Consider the following 19,845-nt stretch of genomic DNA (forward strand, 5'->3'; position numbering starts at 1 on the left):
CGCCACATTTAGGTCGCGAAGCCGTCTTGCCGGGTTCACGTCCGTGATACATCGCAGCGCCGGGACCTTGCACTCCGCCTTCGCCCGAAGGCCGCCGGGGCGGTCCCATGAAACGAGAGATTTGACGCGTGGCTGAAGGCGGATCGCAAGGATCACTGGTTTCGGGCGTGGCCGGTCGCTACGCCACGGCCCTGTTCGAACTGGCCAGCGAGGCCAATGCTGTCGATGCCGTCACTGCCGATCTCGACAGCTTCTCGGCCCTGCTGGCCGACAGCGAGGATCTGCGGCATCTCGTCGGCAGCCCCGCCTTCTCGGCGGAAGAGCAGACCGGCGCGATCAAGGCCGTGCTCGCCAAGGCCGGCCTCACGGGTCTCGCCGGCAATTTCATCGGTCTCGTCGCCAGCAAGCGCCGCCTGTTCGCGCTGCCGGGCATGATCACCGCCTACAAGGCGCTCGTCGCCCAGGCCAAGGGCATCGTCAGTGCCGAGGTCACGCTGGCCGAGACGCCGGCGCCCAAGCGCGTCGACGAGATCCGGGCCGCGCTGGCCGCCGTCGCCGGCAAGGATGTGGACGTCGCGATCAAGGTCGATCCGTCGCTGATCGGCGGGCTCGTCGTGAAGATGGGCTCCCGCATGGTCGACGCCTCGCTGAAAACCAAGCTCAATTCAATTCGTCTTGCCATGAAAGAGGTCGGCTGATGGAAATCCGCCCCGCTGAAATCTCCGCGATCCTGAAGGCCCAGATCTCCAATTTCGGGTCCGAAGCTTCCGTCACCGAAGTCGGCCAGGTTCTCTCCGTCGGCGACGGCATCGCCCGCGTCTACGGCCTCGACAAGGTCCAGGCCGGTGAGATGGTCGAGTTCGAGACCGGCGTGCGCGGCATGGCGCTCAACCTCGAGAGCGACAATGTCGGCGTCGTGATCTTCGGTTCCGACCGCGAGATCAAGGAAGGCCAGACGGTCAAGCGCACCGGCGCCATCGTCGACGTGCCGGTCGGCAAGGAGCTGCTCGGCCGCGTCGTCGACGCGCTCGGCAACCCGATCGACGGCAAGGGCCCGATCAAGGCGACCCAGCGCGCCCGCGTCGACGTCAAGGCGCCCGGCATCATCCCGCGCAAGTCGGTTCACGAGCCGATGGCGACCGGCCTGAAGGCGATCGACGCCCTGATCCCGATCGGCCGCGGCCAGCGCGAGCTGATCATCGGCGACCGCCAGACCGGCAAGACCGCGGTGGCGCTCGACACGATCCTGAACCAGAAGGCCAACAACGAGACCGGTGACGAGAGCCAGAAGCTCTACTGCGTCTATGTCGCGATCGGCCAGAAGCGTTCGACCGTCGCCCAGTTCGTGAAGGTGCTCGAAGAGCGCGGCGCGCTGGAGTACTCGATCGTGATCGCGGCGACCGCCTCGGACGCGGCCCCGATGCAGTTCCTGGCGCCCTTCGCCGGCTGCGCCATGGGCGAGTATTTCCGCGACAACGGCATGCACGCCGTGATCATCTATGACGACCTCTCTAAGCAGGCCGTCGCCTACCGCCAGATGTCGCTGCTGCTGCGCCGCCCGCCGGGCCGCGAGGCCTATCCGGGCGACGTGTTCTATCTCCACTCCCGCCTGCTCGAGCGCGCGGCGAAGATGGGCGAGGACGCCGGCCTCGGCTCGCTGACGGCGCTGCCGGTCATCGAGACGCAGGCGAACGACGTGTCCGCCTACATCCCGACCAACGTGATCTCGATCACCGACGGCCAGATCTTCCTCGAGACCGATCTGTTCTACCAGGGCATCCGCCCGGCGGTGAACGTCGGCCTTTCGGTGTCGCGCGTCGGCTCGGCCGCGCAGACCAAGGCGACGAAGAAGGTCGCCGGCAAGATCAAGGGCGAACTCGCGCAGTATCGCGAGATGGCCGCCTTCGCGCAGTTCGGCTCGGACCTCGACGCCGTGACGCAGCGCCTGCTCAACCGCGGCGCCCGCCTGACCGAGCTCCTGAAGCAGCCGCAGTTCTCGCCGCTGAAGATGGAAGAGCAGGTCGTCGTGATCTATGCCGGCGTCAACGGCTATCTCGACGCCCTGCCGGTCGCCAAGGTCCGCGCCTTCGAGGACGGGCTGCTGGCGCTGGTTCGCGGCAAGCATGCCGACATGCTGGCCGAGATCGGCAAGTCGAAGGATCTGTCCGACGCCAATGCCGCGAAACTGAAGGACATCGTGAGCGACTACGCCAAGTCGTTCTCGTAACCGCCGATACGGGCGCAGCGGGGCAGGCCGTCTCGCTGCGCAGTCGCTCTGGATTGCTTCGTCGCTGAACAGTGACGGGTAGAGGGTCAAGACCGGATGCCGTCCCTTAAGGACCTACGAAACCGCATCGCTTCCGTGAAGGCGACGCAGAAGATCACCAAGGCCATGCAGATGGTCGCGGCCGCGAAGCTGCGCCGGGCGCAGGCCGCGGCCGAGGCCGCCCGCCCCTATGCCGAGCGCATGGAGACGGTGCTGGCCAATCTCGCCTCGGGCGTGACCGGCGCGAGCGCGCCGCGCCTGATCGCCGGCACGGGCTCGGACAAGGTGCATCTGCTCGTCGTCTGCACCGCCGAGCGCGGCCTGTGCGGCGCCTTCAACTCCTCGATCGCCCGCCTGGCGCGCGACAAGGCGGTGGCGCTCAAGGCCGAGGGCAAGACGGTCAAGATCATCTGCGTCGGCAAGAAGGGCTATGACCTGCTTCGCCGGCAGTTCGAGAAGGACATCATCGAGCTGATCGACCTGCGCTCCTTCAAGCAGGTCGGCTACGTCAATGCCGAGACGATCGCCCAGAACGTGCTGTCGCGCTTCGCGGCCGGCGAGTTCGACGTGGCGACCCTGTTCTTCTCGAAGTTCAAGTCGGTGATCTCGCAGATCCCGACGGCCCAGCGGATCATCCCGGCCGAGATCCCCGCCGGGACCAAGACGACCGAGGCGGTCTACGACTACGAGCCGGACGAGGGCGAGATCCTCGAGACCCTGCTGCCGCGCAACCTCACCGTCCAGGTGCTGCGCGCGCTGCTCGAGAACGCCGCCTCCGAACAGGGTGCCCGCATGTCGGCGATGGACTCCGCCACGCGCAACGCCGGCGAGATGATCAAGAAGCAGACGCAGCTCTACAACCGCTCGCGCCAGGCGATGATCACCAAGGAACTGATCGAGATCATCTCCGGCGCGGAAGCGCTCTAACCGCCTGAATTGAGGCCGGCGCGCCGGCTTTGTCGACACGCTGAACGCGAATCCGAGGTTATCACCATGGCCAAAGCCGCTACGAAGAAGACCGCCGCCGAGAAGCCCGCCAACACCGGCACCGGCCGCATCGCGCAGGTCATCGGCGCCGTCGTCGACGTCCAGTTCGACGGCGCGCTGCCGGAGATCCTGAACGCGCTCGAGACGACCAATCTCGGCAACCGGCTCGTCCTCGAGGTCGCCCAGCATCTCGGCGAGAACACGGTCCGCACCATCGCGATGGACTCGACCGAAGGCCTGGTCCGCGGCCAGTCGGTGACCGACACCGGTGCCCCGATCGCCGTGCCGGTCGGCGACGAGTGCCTCGGCCGCATCATGAACGTCATCGGCGAGCCGATCGACGAGGCCGGCCCGATCATGACGACCGCCACCCGCGGCATCCACCAGCCGGCTCCGTCCTATGCCGAGCAGGCCACGGATGCGCAGATCCTGGTCACCGGCATCAAGGTCGTCGACCTGCTGGCTCCCTACGCCAAGGGCGGCAAGATCGGCCTGTTCGGCGGGGCCGGCGTCGGCAAGACCGTGCTGATCATGGAGCTCATCAACAACGTCGCGAAGGCCCATGGCGGCTATTCGGTGTTCGCCGGCGTCGGCGAGCGCACCCGCGAGGGCAACGACCTCTATCACGAGATGATCGAGTCGGGCGTGAACAAGAAGGGCGGCGGCGAGGGCTCCAAGTGCGCCCTGGTCTACGGCCAGATGAACGAGCCGCCGGGCGCCCGCATGCGCGTCGCTCTCTCGGGCCTGACCGTCGCCGAGGACTTCCGCGACAAGGGCCAGGACGTGCTGTTCTTCGTCGACAACATCTTCCGCTTCACGCAGGCCGGCTCGGAAGTGTCGGCGCTGCTCGGCCGCATCCCGTCGGCGGTGGGTTACCAGCCGACGCTGGCGACCGACATGGGCAACCTGCAGGAGCGCATCACCACCACCAATAAGGGCTCGATCACCTCGGTGCAGGCGATCTACGTCCCCGCGGACGACCTGACCGACCCGGCGCCGGCGACCTCGTTCGCCCACCTCGACGCCACCACCGTGCTGTCGCGCTCGATCGCCGAAAAGGGCATCTACCCGGCGGTCGACCCGCTCGACTCGACCTCGCGCATGCTCTCGGCCGACATCGTCGGCGCCGAGCACTACAGCGTGGCGCGTCAGGTCCAGCAGATCCTCCAGCGCTACAAGGCACTGCAGGACATCATCGCGATCCTGGGCATGGACGAGCTCTCGGAAGAGGACAAGCTCACCGTTGCCCGCGCCCGCAAGATCGAGCGCTTCCTGTCGCAGCCCTTCTTCGTCGCGGAAATCTTCACCGGCTCGCCGGGCAAGCTGGTCGCGCTCGAAGATACGATCAAGGGCTTCAAGGGCCTGGTCGAAGGCAAGTACGATCACCTGCCGGAGGCCGCCTTCTACATGGTCGGCTCGATCGACGAAGCCATCGAGAAGGCCCAGCGCCTGGCGGCGGAAGCGGCCTGAGGATCGTCATTCTCGGGCTCGGCCCGAGAATCTCACGACCAGACGACGCTGGTTTCCGGGATGGCCGGGTCAAGCCCGACCATGACGAGCCGAGGAGAGATATACGATGGCCACCTTCAAGTTCGAACTCGTCTCGCCGGAGCGCATCCTGTTCTCGGGCGACGTCGTCAGCGTCATCATCCCGTCGATCGAGGGTGAGATGACGGTTCTGGCCGGCCACGCGCCGCTGGTCGCGACGCTGAAGGCGGGCATCGTGTTCGTCCAGACGACCGGCAACAACGGCAAGGAATTCTTCGTCAATGGCGGTCTCGTCGAGATCAACGCCGCCTCGACGACGATCCTGGCGGAGCAGGGCCGCTTCCTCGAGGACGTCAACGCCGCTGTGCTCGACCAGGAAATCCTGAGCGCCGAGACCAAGCTGACCGGCTCGAAGGACGAGGACGAGAAGAAGCGCCTGCATGACACGCTGGTGCAGCTGCGCGAGTTCAAGCACGTCTTCGAGACCCGCAAGGCAGCCTGAGAGCTACCGCAGGCAAGACGATCGAGGGGCCGCGCGAGCGGCCCTTTCTCGTTGTCAGGCGTAGCTGATGAACTCTAGCAGGGAGCCGTCGGGATCGCGGAAATAGACGCTGGTGCCCGCGCCGCCGCGGCCGAAGCGCTGCACGGGGCCAAGTTCCACCGGCACATTGCAGGCGGCCAGATGCGCGACCGCGTCCGCGATCGGCCCGTCCCAGCGAAAGCACAGATCGCTCCCGCCGGGTGGGACGGGGAGCCTCGCCTTCGGTTCCGGCTGGAGCCCCGGACCGTGGCAGTTCAGCTGCGCGGCTCCGATCCGGTAGACGAAACCCGCCCCGTTCAAGACCACGGCCGCCCCGAGAACATCCCGATAGAAGGCGTTCGAGCGCTCCCAGTCCGAAACATGGATGACGCAATGGTCGAAGCTGATCGCGTCCATGGCCATCCCTCGCTGAACTCGTGCAGTGCCGCCGCCGAGCTTGCGCCTACTCACCCATCGCGATCAAGCTGGCGTTGCCCCCGGCTGCGGCCGTGTTGATCGTCACCGTCTGTTCCGTTGCGAAGCGCATCAGATAATGCGGGCCGCCGGCCTTCGGCCCGGTGCCCGAGAGGCCATGGCCGCCGAAGGGTTGCACACCGACCACGGCACCGATGATGTTACGGTTGACATAGATGTTGCCGGTGGAGAGCCGGCTGGTGACCTGTTCGATCGTGGTCTCGATGCGCGAATGAACGCCGAGCGTGAGGCCGTAGCCGGTCGCCTCGATGTCGTGGATGACCCTGTCGAGTTCGCCGGCCTTCCAGCGCACGACGTGCAGGATCGGGCCGAAGTGCTCGCTTGTGAGGTCGGCGACGCTGCCGAGCGACACGACATGCGGCGCGACATAGGTGCCGCCGAGGGCGGGCGTCTGGCCGGCCCATGCGACGCGGCCGAGCTTGCGCATGGCGTCGATATGGGTGTCGAGCCGGTGCTTGGCGGCGGCGTCGATGACCGGGCCAATATGGGTGTCGATCGCGCGCGGGTCGCCGAGCTTCAGCTCGCGGGCGGCGCCGGTGATCATCTCGATCATCTTATCGGCGACATCGTCCTGGACGACGAGCAGGCGCAATGCCGAGCAGCGCTGGCCGGCCGAGCGGAAGGCCGACATCACGACGTCGTCGGCAACCTGTTCGGCCAGCGCGGTGGCGTCAACGATCATGGCGTTGAGGCCGCCGGTCTCGGCGATCAGCGGGACGATGGGTGAGTCCTTGGCCGCAAGCGCGCGGTTGATCGCGCGGGCGGTCGTCGTCGAGCCGGTGAAGGCGACGCCAGCGACCTCCTTATGCGCGACGAGGGCCGCGCCGACCGCGCCATCACCCGGCACGAGATGGAGCGCAGAAACGGGAATGCCGGCCTCGTGCAGGAGGCGCACGGTCACGGCCGCGATGAGCGGCGTCTGCGGCGCCGGCTTGGCGACGACGCTGTTGCCGGCGACGAGCGCGGCCACGATCTGGCCCGCGAAGATCGCGAGCGGGAAGTTCCAGGGCGCGATGCAGAGGAAGGCGCCGCGCCCGCGGAGGATCAGGCGGTTGTCCTCGCCGGTCGGGCCGGGCAGGGCGGTCGGCGTCGCGAGCTTCGCCTCGGCTTCGGCCGCGTAGTAGCGGCAGAAATCGACCGCCTCCCGCACCTCCGAGAGGGCATCGTCGAGCGTCTTGCCCGCTTCGGCCTGAAGCAGGGCGAGCAGCAGGCCGCGCCGCGCCTCCATCAGGTCCGCGGCCTTGCGCAGGGCGGCGGCGCGCGTGCGGGCCGGGGTGGCGTTCCAGGCGGGGAAGCCCGCCGTCGCCGCCGCCACGGCGCGTGCCGCCGTCGTCGCGTCGGCTTCCGCGACGCGGCCGATGACGTGGTTGTCGATCGGCGAGCGCACATCGCGGGCCGTGCCGCCGGCGCTCGCGCCATCGATGATCGGGGTGGCCTCCGGGAAGGGCTTGGCGACCGCCGCCGCGATCTCCGCCAGCAGGGCTTCCAGGCTCTCCGCATGGCCGAGTTCGACGCCGGCCGAGTTCTTGCGGGAGGGCCCGAAGAGGTCCGCCGGCAGCGGGATGCGGCGATGCCGGGCCGCGCCGGGCTGGCCGATGATGTCCGCCGGCGGGACGAGCAGCTGCGCCACGGGCACGTCGGGATCGCCGGAGACGCTGACGAAGGAGGAGTTGGCGCCGTTCTCGAGCAGGCGCCTCACCAGATAGGCGAGCAGGTCCTGATGCCCGCCGACCGGCGCATAGGTCCGGCAGGCGAAGCCCTCGGGGCCGGCGAGGAGTTTTTCGTAGAGCGCCTCGCCCATGCCGTGCAGGCGCTGGAACTCGAAGCCCTCGGACGATCCCGCCATCTCGGCAACGGTCGCGACCGTTTGGGCGTTGTGGGTGGCGAACTGGGGAATGATGCGCGGCCGCAGGGCCAGCAGCTGGGCGGCGCAGGCCTCGTAGTTCAGGTCGGTCATCGCCTTGCGGGTGAAGACCGGATAGTCGGCCAGGCCGCGCTCCTGGGCGCGTTTGAGCTCGGTGTCCCAATAGGCGCCCTTGACGAGCCGCACCATCATGCGCCGGCCATGGGCCTCCGCGAGCCTGCCGATATGGTCAATGACCGCCGAGGCGCGCTTCTGATAGGCTTGGATGGCAAGGCCGAAGCCGTCCCACTCTGCCAGCGAGGGATCGGCGACGACCGCGTCGATGATGTCGAGCGACAGCTCGAGCCGGTCGGCCTCTTCGGCATCGACGGTAAAGTTGAGGTCGTAGCGCTTGGCCTGGCGGGCGAGCTCGATGACCTTGGGCGTCAGCTCGGCCAGGACGCGCTCGCGGTTGGTGGCGTCGTAGCGCGGATGGAGCGCCGAGAGCTTGACAGAGATGCCCGGCCGGTTCGGCAGCGGGGCATTGCCGGCCGAGCGGCCGATGGCGTCGATGGCCGCGGCGTAGGAGGCGAAGTAGCGATCTGCGTCTCCTTGCGTCCGGGCGCCTTCGCCGAGCATGTCGAAGGAGTAGCGGTAGAGCTTGCCGCTCTTCGAGCCGGCACGCTTCAGTGCCTCCTCGATGGTCTGGCCGAGCACGAAGTGGTTGCCCATGACGCGCATGGCCTGGCGGGTGGCGGTGCGCACCGTCGGCATGCCCAGCCGCTTGGCGAGACCGCCGATGATGCTGGTCGGGGTCTCGCCCGGCTGGATGACCCGGGCCGTGATGCCGAGCGCCCAGGCCGAGGCCGAGACGAGGAAGGCATCCGATTTCGATTCGTGATGGGCGAAGTCGCCCTGGCCGAGCTTATCCTCGATCAGCCGGTCGGCGGTGGCGGCGTCGGGCACGCGCAGCAGGGCCTCGGCCAGGACCATCAGGGCCAGGCCCTCGCGGGTGGAGAGCGAATACTCCCGCAACAGCTCCTCGATGCCGCCGAGCCCGACCTTGCGGCTCCGGATCGCCTCGATCAGCTCCGTCGCGCGGGCATCGATGCGGGCCTTGGCCGCCGGTTCGCGGCGCGCACCGGCCAGCAGCCTTGCGGCGATCGCCCCGTCATCTTCGGCATAGGGGGCACGGAAGGGCGGAAGAGGGGCGGCCATGAAGGGCTCCGAACCGGTGCGGCGGATGATCTGAAGAATCGTCCGGCTTGGACCTCATTTCAATTGGCTGTTTCGGCCATAGAGCTTTATCTTTTCCGGTCTTATCGGCCTCCAGCAGAGTTTCATCCCATGCTCGATCGAACCGACCGCCGCATCCTGTCGCTGATCCAGGGGGATGGCCGCATGGCCGGCGTCGAGTTGGCCGAAAAGGTCGGGTTGTCGCCGACGGCAGCCGGAGAGCGGCTGAAGCGGCTGACGCGCGAGGGCTACATCACCGGCTATCGCGCGGCGCTGGATCCGCTGAAGCTCGGGCTCAACCTGCTCGTCTTCGTCGAGGTCTATCTGGACAAGACCACGCCCGATGCGTTCGAGCGTTTCGCCGCGGCGGTGAAGCGAGCGCCGGAGGTTCTGGAGTGCCACATGGTGGCAGGCGGGTTCGACTATCTGGTCAAGACCCGCGTCGCCGACATGAACGCCTATCGCCGCTTTCTTGGCGAGGTGCTGCTAGCGCTGCCGGCGGTGCGCGAGACACGTACCTATGCGGTGATGGAAGAGGTGAAGACCGACGGCGCGCTGCCATTGTGAGCCGCGCGCCGCCGGGAAGGCGTCACTCCGCTTGATGCGTGACGGCGGGCTGGTTGCGGGTCTTCCAGAGCGAGAAGACCACGCCGCCGAGGATCAGCGCCAGCGTCACGCCGAGCGAGATCGCGGGGTCGACCTTGCCGAAGATCTGGTTCCAGAAGATCTTGCCGCCGATGAAGACCAGGACAAGGGCCAGCGCCGTCTTAAGATACTCGAAGCGGTGAACCATCGCGGCCAGCGCGAAATAGAGCGCACGCAGGCCGAGGATCGCCATGATGTTGGCGGTAAAGACGATGAACGGATCCGTCGTGATCGCGAAGATCGCCGGCACCGAGTCCACCGCGAAGATGAGGTCGGCGATGTTGATCACCACCAGCGCCAGGAACAGCGGCGTGGCGTAGATCAGCGTGCGGCCGGTCACAGAATCCGGCAGCCGGACGAAGAAGCGCTCGCCATGCAGGCTGTCGGTGACCCGCATGTGCTTCTTGAAGAAGATGATGAGCTTGTTCTTCGACATGTCCGGCTCGGCCTCCGGCACGACCAGCATCTTGATGCCGGTCACGATCAGGAAGGCGCCGAAGATGAAGAGGATCCAGTCATACTCCTGCACCAGCGCCGCGCCGATGCCGATCATCAGGCCGCGCAGGATGATCACCGCGATGATGCCCCAGACCAGGGCGCGGTACTGATAGCGGCGCGGGATTGCGAAGAAGGTGAAGATCAGCGAGATGACGAAGACGTTGTCGATCGACAGCGCCTTCTCGATGAAGAAGCCGGTGAAATAGGTCACGCCGGCATGGGTGCCGTCGGTCGTCTTGAGGTTGCCGGTTTCGAAGGCCCACCAGACGACGGCGCCGTAAAGACAGGCGAAGCCGATGTAGAACGCCGACAGCCGCAGGCTCTGGGCGATGCCAATCTCACGGTCGCCCCGGTTGAGCAGGCCGAGGTCGAAAGCGAGCAGGGCGAAAACGATTGCGAGGAAGCCGCTCCACATCCAGAGCGGCTTGCCGAGCCAGTCGGCAAGCAGAAATTCCATGTCCGGGCGCCTATGGGTTTGGGTTGATGTCGAAGGCGGTTCCGACATCGCGGCCATGTCATCCAGACATGCTCCGCCAGAGGGGCCCGGTACCGCCGAGTCGGCAGATGGGGTCGTCCGACCGGACCGACAAGAGGTTCCTCGCCAAATTTTTGCCATGGAGTCGCCTCGCGGCCGGCGCAGGCGGTGATTGGCGCTTGACCGGCGCGGCGGCTCCGTCAGTGTGGAGATCACGGCACGACATTTGCTCCTCGCGCCGACCGATCAGTTTTCGAACCCGACAGGAGAGATCGATGCCCGCCCCGTCCCGCCCGACCGTTCTCGGACGCCTGCGCGCCTGCGCCGGGCGCCTCGTCCTCGCTGCCGGGCTGGCTTCCGCGCTGGGAGGCCTCGCCTCCACCGCGCAGGCGCAGACGCCCGTCCGCTTCACGCTAGACTGGCGCTTCGAGGGCCCGGCCGCGCTGTTTCTGATGGGGATCGAGAAGGGCTACTTCAAAGCCGAGGGGCTCGACGTCACCATCGACACGGGCAACGGCTCGCGCGAAGCGATCCCGCGGGTGGCCTCCGGCACCTATGATGTCGGCTTCGGCGACGTGAACTCGCTGATCCGTTTCCGCGACGAGAACCCGACCATCGACCTCAAGGCGGTGATGATGGTCTATGACAAGCCGCCCTTCTCGATCGTCGGGCGCAAGAGCCGCGGCATCACTTCCGACGCCAAGAGCCTCGAGGGTAAGAAGTTCGGCGCCCCCGCTGCGGACGCCGCCTTCGCGCAATGGCCGATCTTCAAGGCGGTCAACAAGCTCGACGACAGCAAGATGCGGCTGGAGAATGTCGGCTTTCCGGTGCGCGAGCCGATGCTCGCCTCGGGCGAGGTCGACGCCGTCTTCGGCTTCGCCAACTCCTCCTACATCAATCTCAAGTCGCGCGGCGTCCCGGTCGACGATATCGTCGTGATGCTGATGTCGGATTACGGCGTCGAGCTCTACGGCAACGTCATCATGGTCTCGCCGAAATTCGCGGCCGAGAAGCCCGAAGCCGTGCGCGGCCTGCTGCGGGCGATCACGAAGAGCGTGAAGGATACCGTCGCCAATCCCGAACTCGGCGCGCAGCTCGTGATCAAGCGCAACGACGTCGCCAAGGTCGATGTCGAACTCGAGCGGCTGAGGATGACGCTCCAGCAGAACGTGATGACGCCCTGGGTCAAGGCCAACGGCTTCGGCGGCATCGACAAGGCGCGCTGGGCCAAGGCGCTCGACCAGATCGCGCTCACCTTCACCTTCAAGGACAAGGCCAAGGCCGGCGACGCCTTCACCGACGCCTTCCTGCCGGCCTCGGCCGAGCGGGTGTTTTGAGTTTCTGCAAGACGGATCCTCACGAAGACCGACCCTCAACGGTCATCCCGGACAAGCCGCTTCAGCGGCGCCGATCCGGGATCCACGCCTGAACCTTTCCGGCATGGATCCCAGGTCTCCGCGGAGTTCATCCTTGGGCCGATCGACGATCGGACCCCGAGGGCTCCGCCCGGGGTGACGGCGCTTGGAAAGAGCCCGATTGACCGCCTTCGTCGAACTTCACGATGTCACCCATGTCTATGGCGGCGGCGAGGGGCCTCCGGCGGTCGCCGGCCTGTCGCTGAAGGTGCGCGAGGGCGAATTCGCCGCAATCGTCGGCCCCTCGGGCTGCGGCAAATCGACGATGATGAAGCTTGCGACCGGGCTGCAGCGGCCGAAAGCCGGCAGCGTGATCGTGGATGGGCGCGAGGTCGCCGAGCCGATCAAGATCACCGGCATGGCCTTCCAGAACCCGGTGATGCTGCCCTGGCGCACGACGCTGCAGAATCTGCTGCTGCCGCTCGAGATCGTCGAGCCGCATCGCTCGCGTCTGCGCGCGAACAAGGCCGAATATGTCGCCCGCGCCGAGATGCTTCTGGAGACGGTCGGGCTCAAGGGCATGGGCTCGAAGTTCCCCTGGCAGCTCTCGGGCGGCATGCAGCAGCGGGCCTCGCTCTGCCGCTCGCTGATCCACGAGCCGAAGCTCCTGATGCTGGACGAGCCCTTCGGGGCGCTCGACGCCTTCACGCGGGAGGAACTCTGGTGCGTGATCCGTGATCTCCACGCCCAACGTGGGGTCACCGTCATCCTGGTGACGCATGACCTGCGCGAGGCGGTGTTCCTGGCCGACCGGGTTTTCTGCATGTCGGCCCGGCCCGGCCGGATCATCGCCGAGCGCGAGATCGGCTTTGCGCGGCCGCGCGACCTCGACGTGACCTACACGCCCGAATTCGCCGAGATCGTTCACGAACTGCGCGGGCATATCCGCGAGGCGAGGGCCGTGGCATGACCCGCTCGACCTGGCTCAAGCTCGCGCCCTATCTCTTCACCTTCGCCTTCTTCGCGATCTGGGAGATCGCCTGTCGCGCCTTGGCGATCTCGGCCTTCATCCTGCCGCCGCCCTCGGCGATCTGGGCGGCGCTGGTGCAGTACCAGAAGCCGCTCTACACCAACGCCTTCCACACGCTCTGGATGACCTCGCTCGGTTTCGGACTGTCGATCCTGTTCGGGCTGGCGCTGGGGCTGCTGGTCGGCTCCTCGAAGCTGATCTATGCCGGGCTCAACCCCCTGCTGGTCGGCTTCAACTCGATCCCGAAGGTCGCGGTCGTGCCGATCCTGGTGATCTGGTTCGGCGTCGGCTGGCTGCCGCCGGTGCTGACCGCCTTCGTGATCTCGTTCTTCCCGATCGTGGTCAATGTCGCGACGGGGCTCGCCACGATCGAGCCGGAGACCGAGGACGTGCTGAAGGCGCTCGGCGCCAGCCGCATGGACATCATGACCAAGGTCGGCATCCCGCGCTCACTGCCCTATCTCTTCGGCGCGCTGAAGGTCTCGATCACCCTGGCCTATGTCGGCTCGGTGATCGGCGAGCAGAACGCCTCCAATCTCGGCCTCGGCAATCTGATCACGCGCGCCTCGGCGGATTTCAACGTGCCGCTGATCTTCGCCGCGCTGATCGTGCTGGCGATCCTGGGCGTGTTCCTGGTCGCGATCGTCGATGTCGTCGAGAGCCGGATGACGGGCTGGGCGAAGCGCTCGCAGCTCGGCAACGCCTGAGTCACGAAGGGGCGGTGCCCCTTCAGACCATGCCGGTCGATTTGAGCTGCTGGTAGGCCTTCAGGATTTCCTGGAGCGTGCCCTCGCGCGAGCGGTCGCCGCCATTTGCGTCCGGATGGAAGCGCTTCACCAGCTCCTTGTACTTCGCCTTGATCGCCGCGGCGTCGGCATTCTCGTCGAGGCCGAGCGCCTCCAGAGCCTTGCGGGCGACCACGCCGACGCGCGGCTCCGGCTGCGACGCGGTCTGGGCCCGCCGCGCGCCGAAGATGTTGAAGGCGTCCTGGACATCGGGCTGCTCGCCGCCGCCCGCGACCCGGCCGCGCTGCGCCATCCGCGCCGCCTTGGAGTTGACGCCGAGTTTCCAGGTCGGCCGGTGCCCGATCGCCGCCTCCTTGGCGTAAGCCGCCAGCGCGTCGTCATCCATGCCGGCGAAATAGTTGTAGGTCGCGTTGTAGGCCTTCACATGCTCCAGGCAGAACAGGAAGAACTTGCCTTCGCGGCCGCGGCCCTGCGGCGCGCGGAACTCGCCGGCGCGCGTGCAGCCGGGATGGTCGCAGCGTGGCGCATCGCCGTCCTCGACCGCTTCTGCTTCGGAAGGGCCGATCCTGATGCGGTCGAACAGGCGCGAGTTGAAGTTCATGGTCGAACGGTTATGAGACTCGGGAAGCGAACCGGCAAGTGCGACGCAGCATGCATCTGCGGGGCTTGACGGCACGGGCACGAACAGAGGGCGAAAGCCCGACGGACTCGTTCAGAAGGGTGGCGCGATCATGACCGGAATGGCCGAACGGATCGCCGCCAAGCTCGAGGCGGCGCTGTCGCCGGAGCGGCTCAACGTGATCGACGAGTCGCACCAGCATCAGGGCCATGGGGGCTGGCGCGAAGGCGGCGAAACCCATTTCAGGGTCGATATCGTGTCGCAGGCCTTCGCCGGCAAGAGCCGGCTCGATCGTCACAGGCTGGTCAACGCCGCCCTGGCGCAGGAACTCGCCGAGCGGGTCCATGCGCTGGCGATCGTGGCGCGCGCGCCGGGCGAGGGCTGACGGCTCCCTCTCGGGAGACTCGGCGCTCAGACTTTCGGCCGCTCCGGCGTGAAGGCGTAGATCGCCGCCGAAGCCAGCAGGAGCCCCGCGAAGGCCCAGTGGAGATGGGCGAAGGTCGTGGCTGCGTCGAGGCCGGCGGCGCGCTGGCTGGCGATGAACCAGCCGGAGCCCGACTGGGCCAGGGCCGCTCCCGCGATGAAGAGGAAGTTGACCGCCGTCATGCCGCGCCCGAGCAGATGGGCCGGGAAGAACAGGCGCGCATGGGCCATCAGGATGGCATAGGTGAAGCCGACGGCGCCGATCAGGGCGAAGAGGGCGACCGCGAGCAGCGACGAGCCCGCGCCGAAGGCCGCCAGCAGCGCGAAGCAGCCTGCCGTACCCAGCGTGCCCCAGAATACCAGCGGCTTGACCCGCCCGAGCGCCTTTTCGAGGCCGCCATAGATGAAGGCGCCGGCCACCATCGTGACGGCCATCGCGGTCGCGGCGTTGCCGGCCGAGACGGCGTCGAAGCCGTGGATGGACGCCATATAGGGGCCGACCCAGAGGCCGCGTGCGGTCGCCAGGATCGCATAGGCCGTCAGCGTGATCGGCGCGAGCAGCCAGAGCGGACGCAGCTTCAGGATGCTGGCGAGGCCGGTGAGGAGGCCTTCCGCCTTGCCCGATGCGCTCTCGGCGCGGGCAGGGTCGCGGATCAGCAGCGCGGCCAGCGCGGTGGCGAGCAGGAAGCAACCTGCCATGACCAGCATCGAGGGGCGCCAGCCGAACCGCGCGGCGGCGATCGCAAGCGGCGCGGCGCCGACGAGGTTGCCGAGAGAGCCGAGGCCGATGAAGACCGAGGTCAGGAAGGCGAAGCGGCCGGGTTCGGCGGTGCGCGCGAAAAGGAACAGGCTCGCCATGAAAATCGGTGCGCAGCCGATGCCGATCAGAGCCATGGCGAGCGTGCCCGACACGGCGCCGGTCGCCTGCGCGAACAGAAAGGCGCCGGCGCTGCCCACCGCCATGGCGGCGGTCACCGTGCGGCGGGGCCCGAGCCGGTCGAGCGCCCAGCCGATCGGGAACTGCGCGATTGCGAAGGTGGTGAACCAGGCCGCACCGAGCAGACCGAATTCGCCCGCGCCGATCGCGAGATCGCTCATCACCGGCTGGGCGATCACGCTCAGGAACGACCGGTAGAAGATCGACAGGAAGTAGGCTGGCAGCAGCGCGAAGAAGACGATCAACGGCCGACCAGCCTCTGAATTCCGGCGGGCCTCGAGCGGATCACTTGATCCGCTCGAGCACCGAGACGTAGTTCGCCACCGCCGAACCGCCCATGTTGAAGATGCCGCCGAGCCGGGCATCCTTCAGCTGCATGCCTTCCGGCGCTTCGCCGACAAGCTGCATGGCGCTGAGCACATGCATGGAGACGCCGGTGGCGCCGATCGGGTGGCCCTTGGCCTTCAGGCCGCCGGACACGTTGACCGGCAGCTTGCCGTCCTTCTGCGTCCAGCCCTCCTTGATGGCGCGGGCGCCGTCGCCTTCCTTGGTCAGACCCATCGCCTCGTATTCGAGCAGCTCGGCGATGGTGAAGCAGTCATGCGTCTCGACGAAGGAGAGGTCGTCGAGCGTGACCCCGGCCTGCGCCAGCGCCTGCTGCCAGGCGCGCGTCGCGCCCTCGAAGCGCAGGATGTCGCGCTTGGAAACGGGGAGAAAATCCTGGACATGGGCCGTGCCACGGAAGCCGACGGCGCGGCGCATGGTCAACGCCGTCTCCTCGTCGGCCAGCACGAGCGCGGCCGCGCCGTCCGACACCAGCGAGCAATCGGTGCGCTTCAGCGGGCCGGCGACGTAAGGGTTCTTCTCGCTCTCCTCGCGGCAGAAGGCGAAGCCGAGGTCCTTGCGCATCTGAGCGTAAGGATTGTCGACGCCGTTTTTGTGGTTCTTTGCGGCGATCATCGCCAGCGCGTCGGACTGGTCGCCATGGCGCTGGAAATAGGCGGCGGCAATGCCGCCGAACACGCCGGCGAAGCCGCCCTGGGTGCCACCTTCCTCGGGAAGATAGGACGCCTTGAGCAGGTTCTTGCCGATCTCGGGTCCCGGCGTCGTGGTCATCTGCTCGACGCCGACGACGAGCACGATCTTCGCCGCGCCGGCCTTGATCGCGCGCACGCCCTGCTGCACGGCGGCGGAGCCGGTCGCGCAGGCGTTCTCGACGCGGGTGGCGGGCTTGAAGCGCAGCGCCGGGTCGGCCTGGAGCACGAGCGAGGCGGTGAAGTCCTGCGCCGAGAAACCGGCGTTGAAATGGCCGAGCACGATCTCGTCGACCTGGTCGGCGGTGATGCCGGCATCGACCAGCGCATCGGTCGTCACCCGAACGATCAGGCTCTCGATCGTCTCCGCATCCTGCTTGCCGAACGGCGTATGGGCCCAACCGACGATCGCAGCGCTCATGACTTCTCTCCCTGCCGACATTCTTCAGGCGTTGGCCGACTTTACCGTCTCATGTGCGCTTGACGCCCGCACCTCGCAAGCGGGCAGGCGCGCATTTCCGGCGTGCATGGAAAGAGGGACCACAATGCGGAACGAGGACGCCTAAAGGGCGATGGAGAGGAGCAGCGCGACACCGCCTACGATCATCGCCATCCCCGCCATTTCGCGTCGGCTGGTGCCCTCGGCGAAGATGCGCCGCGAGGCGATCTGCGCCAGCGGCACCTCGATCAGGGCGAGCGTGCGGACATTGGCGGCGCTCGTCAGCGAGAAGCCGATGAACCAGCATTGGGAAGCCGCCGCGCCGAGGAACCCGGCCGAGAGCGACTTGCGCCAATTGCGCAGACTGGAGATCAGGGCCGGGCGGTTTGCGGCCAGCATGTAGAGCGTCAGCACCAGCGTCTGGAGGAACAGGCCGAGCGCCAGGATGGTGGTCGCGCGGAGGAAGAAGCCGCCTTCCGGCAAGGCCTGGATGGCGCCGCGATAGCCGATCGCCGAGAGCGCGAAGAAGGCGCCGGCGCCGACGCCGAGCAATGCGGGGCGAAGCCCGGCGCGGGTCAGCTTCTCGCCCGGCTTCCAGGACACCACGACGACGCCGGCGGTGGCGATCAGAACCGCCAGGAACTTCAGCGGCGTCAGCGCGTCGCCGAGCAGCAGCGCGCCGAAGATCGCGACCTGGACGGGCTCGGTCTTGGTATAGGCGGTCGTCACGGCGAATGAGCGCTCACGCATCGCCGCCAGCATCAGGGCCGTGGCCGCGATCTGGGTGAGGGCGCCGGCAATGGTGTAGGCCAGGGACGTTCCGCCGACGGCAGGCGGCAGCCGCCCTGCCACGGCACAGACAATGGCCAGAAACAGCAGCGCGAAGGGCAGGCCGAACAGGAAGCGCACCTGCGTCGCGCCGACGACGCCGATGATGTCGGTCAGCGAGCGCTGGGTCAGGTTGCGGGCGGTCTGCAGCAGCGACGCCGCGATTGTCGCGGGAATCCAGAGAAGGGCGAAGCTCACGCGGAAGGTCCGGGGGGCGAGGTATGGCTGAGCTGTAGTGAACCCTCTGCGGCGGCTAGGCAAATCGCTCCGCTGGGGGTAGGTATGCGTGCCAGGGCGGGACATCGTGCCGGCCGTCTCGAAAATGCCGCACGCGTCGCGTTGAACCCTCTTGCCTTCAACCCTCGTCAAGCCAGGTTCAAGACCCGCCCGATGATCGTCTCCCGCCTCACCGCCGCCCTCGTCTTCGGTTCCGTGCTGGTCGGACCGGCCCATGCCGGCACCAGCCTCGTGATCGATGCCGCCAGCGGCGCGGTGCTCTCGGCGGAAAATGCGGGGCAGCCCTGGCACCCGGCCTCGACCACCAAGATGATGACCGCCTATCTCGCGCTGAAGGCGGTGCGGGAGGGGCGCCTCGGGCTGGAGACCGCGATCCCGGCCTCGAAGCTGGCCGCGAGCCAGCCGCGGGTGAAGGTCTACATCAAGGCCGGCCAGGAGGTGACGCTCGACAACGCCCTGCGGATCATGATGGTGAAGTCGGCCAACGACATCGCCTATGTGATCGCCGAGGGCGTCGGCGGCGATGTCGAGCGCTTCGTCGCGATGATGAACGCGGAAGCCGCACGGCTCGGCATGCGCGACAGCCATTTCGTCAATCCCAATGGCTGGCACCATCCTGACCAGCAGACCAGCGCGCGCGATCTCGCCATCCTCGCCATGGCGCTGATGCGCGAATTTCCGGACTATGCGGATTACTGGAACACGCCTGCCGTGCAGCTGGGCAAGCAGGTGCTGAACAACACCAACGGGCTCGTCGGCCGCTATCCCGGGATCGGCGGCATGAAGACCGGCTATGTCTGCGCCTCGGGTTTCAATGTCGTCGCGACGGCGACCCGTGGCGGGCGCACGCTGATCGCCGTCGTGCTGGGCGCGCTGTCGGGCACCGAGCGCACGATCAAGGCGGCGCAGTTGCTGGATGACGGCTTCTCGAAATGGGGCGGAGGCGGATATACCGTCGCGTCGCTGCCGTCGCAGGGGGGGCGCGCGACCAGCATCTGCGGCGATGTGCAGAGCAGGGGTGGCGGGGTCGCCCTCGCCGACGACGCCGACAGCGCGGGTCCGATCGCGGCCCCGGCCAGCGGCGTCGGCGGCAATGCCGATGATGGCGGACGCTTCGCCACCGCCTCTGCGCCGGCCGTCGGCAGCCCTTCCTCCGTCCTGACGCGCCTGCCCTCCGGCAAGATCTCGCTCGGCCCGCGAGCGGAAACCATTCCGGTTCCGGTCGCCTTCGGTCGCACGCCGGCCTCGGCCAGCGCGCCGCTGGCGGCCAATGTCACGGGCGGTGGCGACAGCCGTGTCGCGCGCGGCGGGTCGCCCGTGATCTCGCCTTCGGCGCCGGTTTCGGCCAGCCTGTTCGGGGCTCAGGGCAGCGGGCTCTTCGCCGATCGCGGACGTACGCCCTCGAGCAATGGCGCGATCCCCGGGGCCACGACCGCCTTTGCGCCGAGCGACCCGGAAACGGCGCAGCCCTCGCAGGCCGGCGGCCCGATGCGGCTGCAGGGTGCGATCCAGCCCGGCGCCGCGGCGCCGGCCAGCCTGCGCGCGGGTGCGGCCTCCGGCATCAAGCCACTGCCGCGCCCACCGGCGAAACCGCTGCTGGTGAAGCCCTCCGGCAAGGCCACCCCCGCCACCGCCTCGGCCAAGCCCGCGGCCGCCAAGCCCGCGCAGGCGTCGGCCAAGCCGCAACCGGCCAGGCCGCCAGCCAAGCCCAAGCCCAAGCCCAACAACGACGCCTGAGCATGAC

The 19,845-nt window shown here is 67.7% G+C and carries 18 protein-coding genes; 11 read left to right on the forward strand and 7 right to left on the reverse strand.

Annotated features, from left to right (window positions below; genetic code table 11):
- Positions 1-128 precede the first annotated feature (128 nt).
- From ACFPN9_RS06180 to ACFPN9_RS06200, 5 genes are all read left to right on the forward strand, one after another.
- Entirely contained in the window at positions 129-698 is a 570-nt protein-coding gene (locus ACFPN9_RS06180) for a F0F1 ATP synthase subunit delta (RefSeq protein ID WP_066717857.1), read from the forward strand.
- Positions 698-2,227 carry a F0F1 ATP synthase subunit alpha gene (atpA, locus tag ACFPN9_RS06185; protein WP_066717854.1) on the forward strand — a complete coding sequence of 510 codons (1,530 nt, stop codon included), beginning with the start codon at positions 698-700 and terminating at the stop codon, positions 2,225-2,227. Before ACFPN9_RS06180 ends, atpA begins: the two co-directional genes overlap by 1 nt.
- 96 nt (positions 2,228-2,323) lie before the next feature.
- Positions 2,324-3,193: a F0F1 ATP synthase subunit gamma gene (locus tag ACFPN9_RS06190; protein WP_066717850.1), complete on the forward strand. Its 870-nt coding sequence runs from the start codon at positions 2,324-2,326 to the stop codon at positions 3,191-3,193.
- A gap of 66 nt (positions 3,194-3,259) precedes the next feature.
- Positions 3,260-4,723, forward strand: coding sequence for a F0F1 ATP synthase subunit beta (gene atpD / locus ACFPN9_RS06195; protein WP_066717848.1), 1,464 nt, complete (start codon positions 3,260-3,262; stop codon positions 4,721-4,723).
- A 106-nt stretch (positions 4,724-4,829) separates the two neighbouring features.
- Entirely contained in the window at positions 4,830-5,243 is a 414-nt protein-coding gene (locus tag ACFPN9_RS06200) for a F0F1 ATP synthase subunit epsilon (RefSeq protein WP_066717845.1), read from the forward strand.
- Positions 5,244-5,297: 54 nt separating this feature from the next.
- On the opposite strand, the gene ACFPN9_RS06205 is transcribed toward ACFPN9_RS06200, so the two are convergent.
- Both ACFPN9_RS06205 and putA read right to left on the reverse strand, forming a co-directional pair.
- Positions 5,298-5,678: a VOC family protein gene (locus ACFPN9_RS06205; protein ID WP_156446434.1), complete on the reverse strand. Its 381-nt coding sequence runs from the start codon at positions 5,676-5,678 to the stop codon at positions 5,298-5,300.
- Between the two features lie 46 nt (positions 5,679-5,724).
- The gene (gene putA / locus ACFPN9_RS06210; RefSeq protein ID WP_066717840.1) at positions 5,725-8,817 is read right to left on the reverse strand and encodes a bifunctional proline dehydrogenase/L-glutamate gamma-semialdehyde dehydrogenase PutA; all 3,093 of its coding nucleotides are present in this window, start codon (positions 8,815-8,817) and stop codon (positions 5,725-5,727) included.
- Between the two features lie 129 nt (positions 8,818-8,946).
- On the opposite strand from putA, the gene ACFPN9_RS06215 reads away from it, so the two are divergent.
- Positions 8,947-9,402 (forward strand): Lrp/AsnC ligand binding domain-containing protein, encoded by a 456-nt coding sequence (locus ACFPN9_RS06215; RefSeq protein WP_066717837.1) that lies wholly within the window; start codon positions 8,947-8,949, stop codon positions 9,400-9,402.
- Positions 9,403-9,424: 22 nt separating this feature from the next.
- On the opposite strand, the gene ACFPN9_RS06220 is transcribed toward ACFPN9_RS06215, so the two are convergent.
- A complete protein-coding gene (locus tag ACFPN9_RS06220) occupies positions 9,425-10,435 on the reverse strand; it encodes a TerC family protein (protein ID WP_066717834.1) in 1,011 nt (336 codons plus the stop codon).
- Between the two features lie 293 nt (positions 10,436-10,728).
- On the opposite strand from ACFPN9_RS06220, the gene ACFPN9_RS06225 reads away from it, so the two are divergent.
- The 3 genes from ACFPN9_RS06225 (at position 10,729) to ACFPN9_RS06235 (ending at position 13,545) form a co-directional block, all read left to right on the forward strand.
- Positions 10,729-11,790 (forward strand): ABC transporter substrate-binding protein, encoded by a 1,062-nt coding sequence (locus ACFPN9_RS06225; protein WP_082735163.1) that lies wholly within the window; start codon positions 10,729-10,731, stop codon positions 11,788-11,790.
- Between the two features lie 199 nt (positions 11,791-11,989).
- Complete coding sequence (locus tag ACFPN9_RS06230; RefSeq protein ID WP_066722885.1) at positions 11,990-12,778, forward strand: ABC transporter ATP-binding protein; 789 nt, start codon at positions 11,990-11,992, stop codon at positions 12,776-12,778.
- A complete protein-coding gene (locus tag ACFPN9_RS06235) occupies positions 12,775-13,545 on the forward strand; it encodes an ABC transporter permease (protein ID WP_066722882.1) in 771 nt (256 codons plus the stop codon). The genes ACFPN9_RS06230 and ACFPN9_RS06235 overlap by 4 nt, the downstream gene beginning before the upstream one ends.
- A 22-nt stretch (positions 13,546-13,567) precedes the next feature.
- Here ACFPN9_RS06235 and ACFPN9_RS06240 read toward each other — a convergent pair whose 3' ends face one another.
- Positions 13,568-14,185 carry a J domain-containing protein gene (locus ACFPN9_RS06240; RefSeq protein WP_066722878.1) on the reverse strand — a complete coding sequence of 206 codons (618 nt, stop codon included), beginning with the start codon at positions 14,183-14,185 and terminating at the stop codon, positions 13,568-13,570.
- Between the two features lie 130 nt (positions 14,186-14,315).
- Between ACFPN9_RS06240 and ACFPN9_RS06245 the strand changes: the two genes are divergently transcribed.
- The gene (locus tag ACFPN9_RS06245; RefSeq protein WP_377815938.1) at positions 14,316-14,588 is read left to right on the forward strand and encodes a BolA family protein; all 273 of its coding nucleotides are present in this window, start codon (positions 14,316-14,318) and stop codon (positions 14,586-14,588) included.
- 26 nt (positions 14,589-14,614) lie between these two features.
- Here the strand turns inward: ACFPN9_RS06245 and ACFPN9_RS06250 are convergent, their stop codons facing one another.
- The 3 genes from ACFPN9_RS06250 to ACFPN9_RS06260 form a co-directional block, all read right to left on the reverse strand.
- Positions 14,615-15,808, reverse strand: a complete 1,194-nt coding sequence (locus ACFPN9_RS06250; protein WP_197426669.1) for an MFS transporter — start codon at positions 15,806-15,808, stop codon at positions 14,615-14,617.
- A gap of 40 nt (positions 15,809-15,848) precedes the next feature.
- Positions 15,849-17,018 carry an acetyl-CoA acetyltransferase gene (locus ACFPN9_RS06255; RefSeq protein WP_066722872.1) on the reverse strand — a complete coding sequence of 390 codons (1,170 nt, stop codon included), beginning with the start codon at positions 17,016-17,018 and terminating at the stop codon, positions 15,849-15,851.
- Positions 17,019-17,159: 141 nt separating this feature from the next.
- Entirely contained in the window at positions 17,160-18,062 is a 903-nt protein-coding gene (locus ACFPN9_RS06260) for a DMT family transporter (protein WP_066722870.1), read from the reverse strand.
- A gap of 192 nt (positions 18,063-18,254) precedes the next feature.
- Between ACFPN9_RS06260 and ACFPN9_RS06265 the strand changes: the two genes are divergently transcribed.
- On the forward strand, positions 18,255-19,838 hold the full coding sequence (locus tag ACFPN9_RS06265; RefSeq protein WP_066722867.1) for a D-alanyl-D-alanine carboxypeptidase family protein: 1,584 nt from the start codon (positions 18,255-18,257) through the stop codon (positions 19,836-19,838).
- Positions 19,839-19,845: the final 7 nt, after the last annotated feature.

The organism is Allobosea massiliensis (genome assembly GCF_042655245.1).
GTDB classification, from domain to species: Bacteria; Pseudomonadota; Alphaproteobacteria; order Rhizobiales; family Beijerinckiaceae; genus Allobosea; species Allobosea massiliensis.

Excerpts from the sequence above, each read along its gene's own strand:
- atpA (WP_066717854.1), top strand. The coding sequence starts at position 698 with ATGGAAATCCGCCCCGCTGAAATCTCCGCGATCCTGAAGGCCCAGATC.
- ACFPN9_RS06190 (WP_066717850.1), top strand. The coding sequence starts at position 2,324 with ATGCCGTCCCTTAAGGACCTACGAAACCGCATCGCTTCCGTGAAGGCG.
- atpD (WP_066717848.1), top strand. The coding sequence starts at position 3,260 with ATGGCCAAAGCCGCTACGAAGAAGACCGCCGCCGAGAAGCCCGCCAAC.
- ACFPN9_RS06200 (WP_066717845.1), top strand. The coding sequence starts at position 4,830 with ATGGCCACCTTCAAGTTCGAACTCGTCTCGCCGGAGCGCATCCTGTTC.
- ACFPN9_RS06205 (WP_156446434.1), bottom strand. The coding sequence starts at position 5,678 with ATGGACGCGATCAGCTTCGACCATTGCGTCATCCATGTTTCGGACTGG.
- putA (WP_066717840.1), bottom strand. The coding sequence starts at position 8,817 with ATGGCCGCCCCTCTTCCGCCCTTCCGTGCCCCCTATGCCGAAGATGAC.
- ACFPN9_RS06215 (WP_066717837.1), top strand. The coding sequence starts at position 8,947 with ATGCTCGATCGAACCGACCGCCGCATCCTGTCGCTGATCCAGGGGGAT.
- ACFPN9_RS06220 (WP_066717834.1), bottom strand. The coding sequence starts at position 10,435 with ATGGAATTTCTGCTTGCCGACTGGCTCGGCAAGCCGCTCTGGATGTGG.
- ACFPN9_RS06225 (WP_082735163.1), top strand. The coding sequence starts at position 10,729 with ATGCCCGCCCCGTCCCGCCCGACCGTTCTCGGACGCCTGCGCGCCTGC.
- ACFPN9_RS06235 (WP_066722882.1), top strand. The coding sequence starts at position 12,775 with ATGACCCGCTCGACCTGGCTCAAGCTCGCGCCCTATCTCTTCACCTTC.
- ACFPN9_RS06240 (WP_066722878.1), bottom strand. The coding sequence starts at position 14,185 with ATGAACTTCAACTCGCGCCTGTTCGACCGCATCAGGATCGGCCCTTCC.
- ACFPN9_RS06245 (WP_377815938.1), top strand. The coding sequence starts at position 14,316 with ATGACCGGAATGGCCGAACGGATCGCCGCCAAGCTCGAGGCGGCGCTG.
- ACFPN9_RS06255 (WP_066722872.1), bottom strand. The coding sequence starts at position 17,018 with ATGAGCGCTGCGATCGTCGGTTGGGCCCATACGCCGTTCGGCAAGCAG.
- ACFPN9_RS06265 (WP_066722867.1), top strand. The coding sequence starts at position 18,255 with ATGATCGTCTCCCGCCTCACCGCCGCCCTCGTCTTCGGTTCCGTGCTG.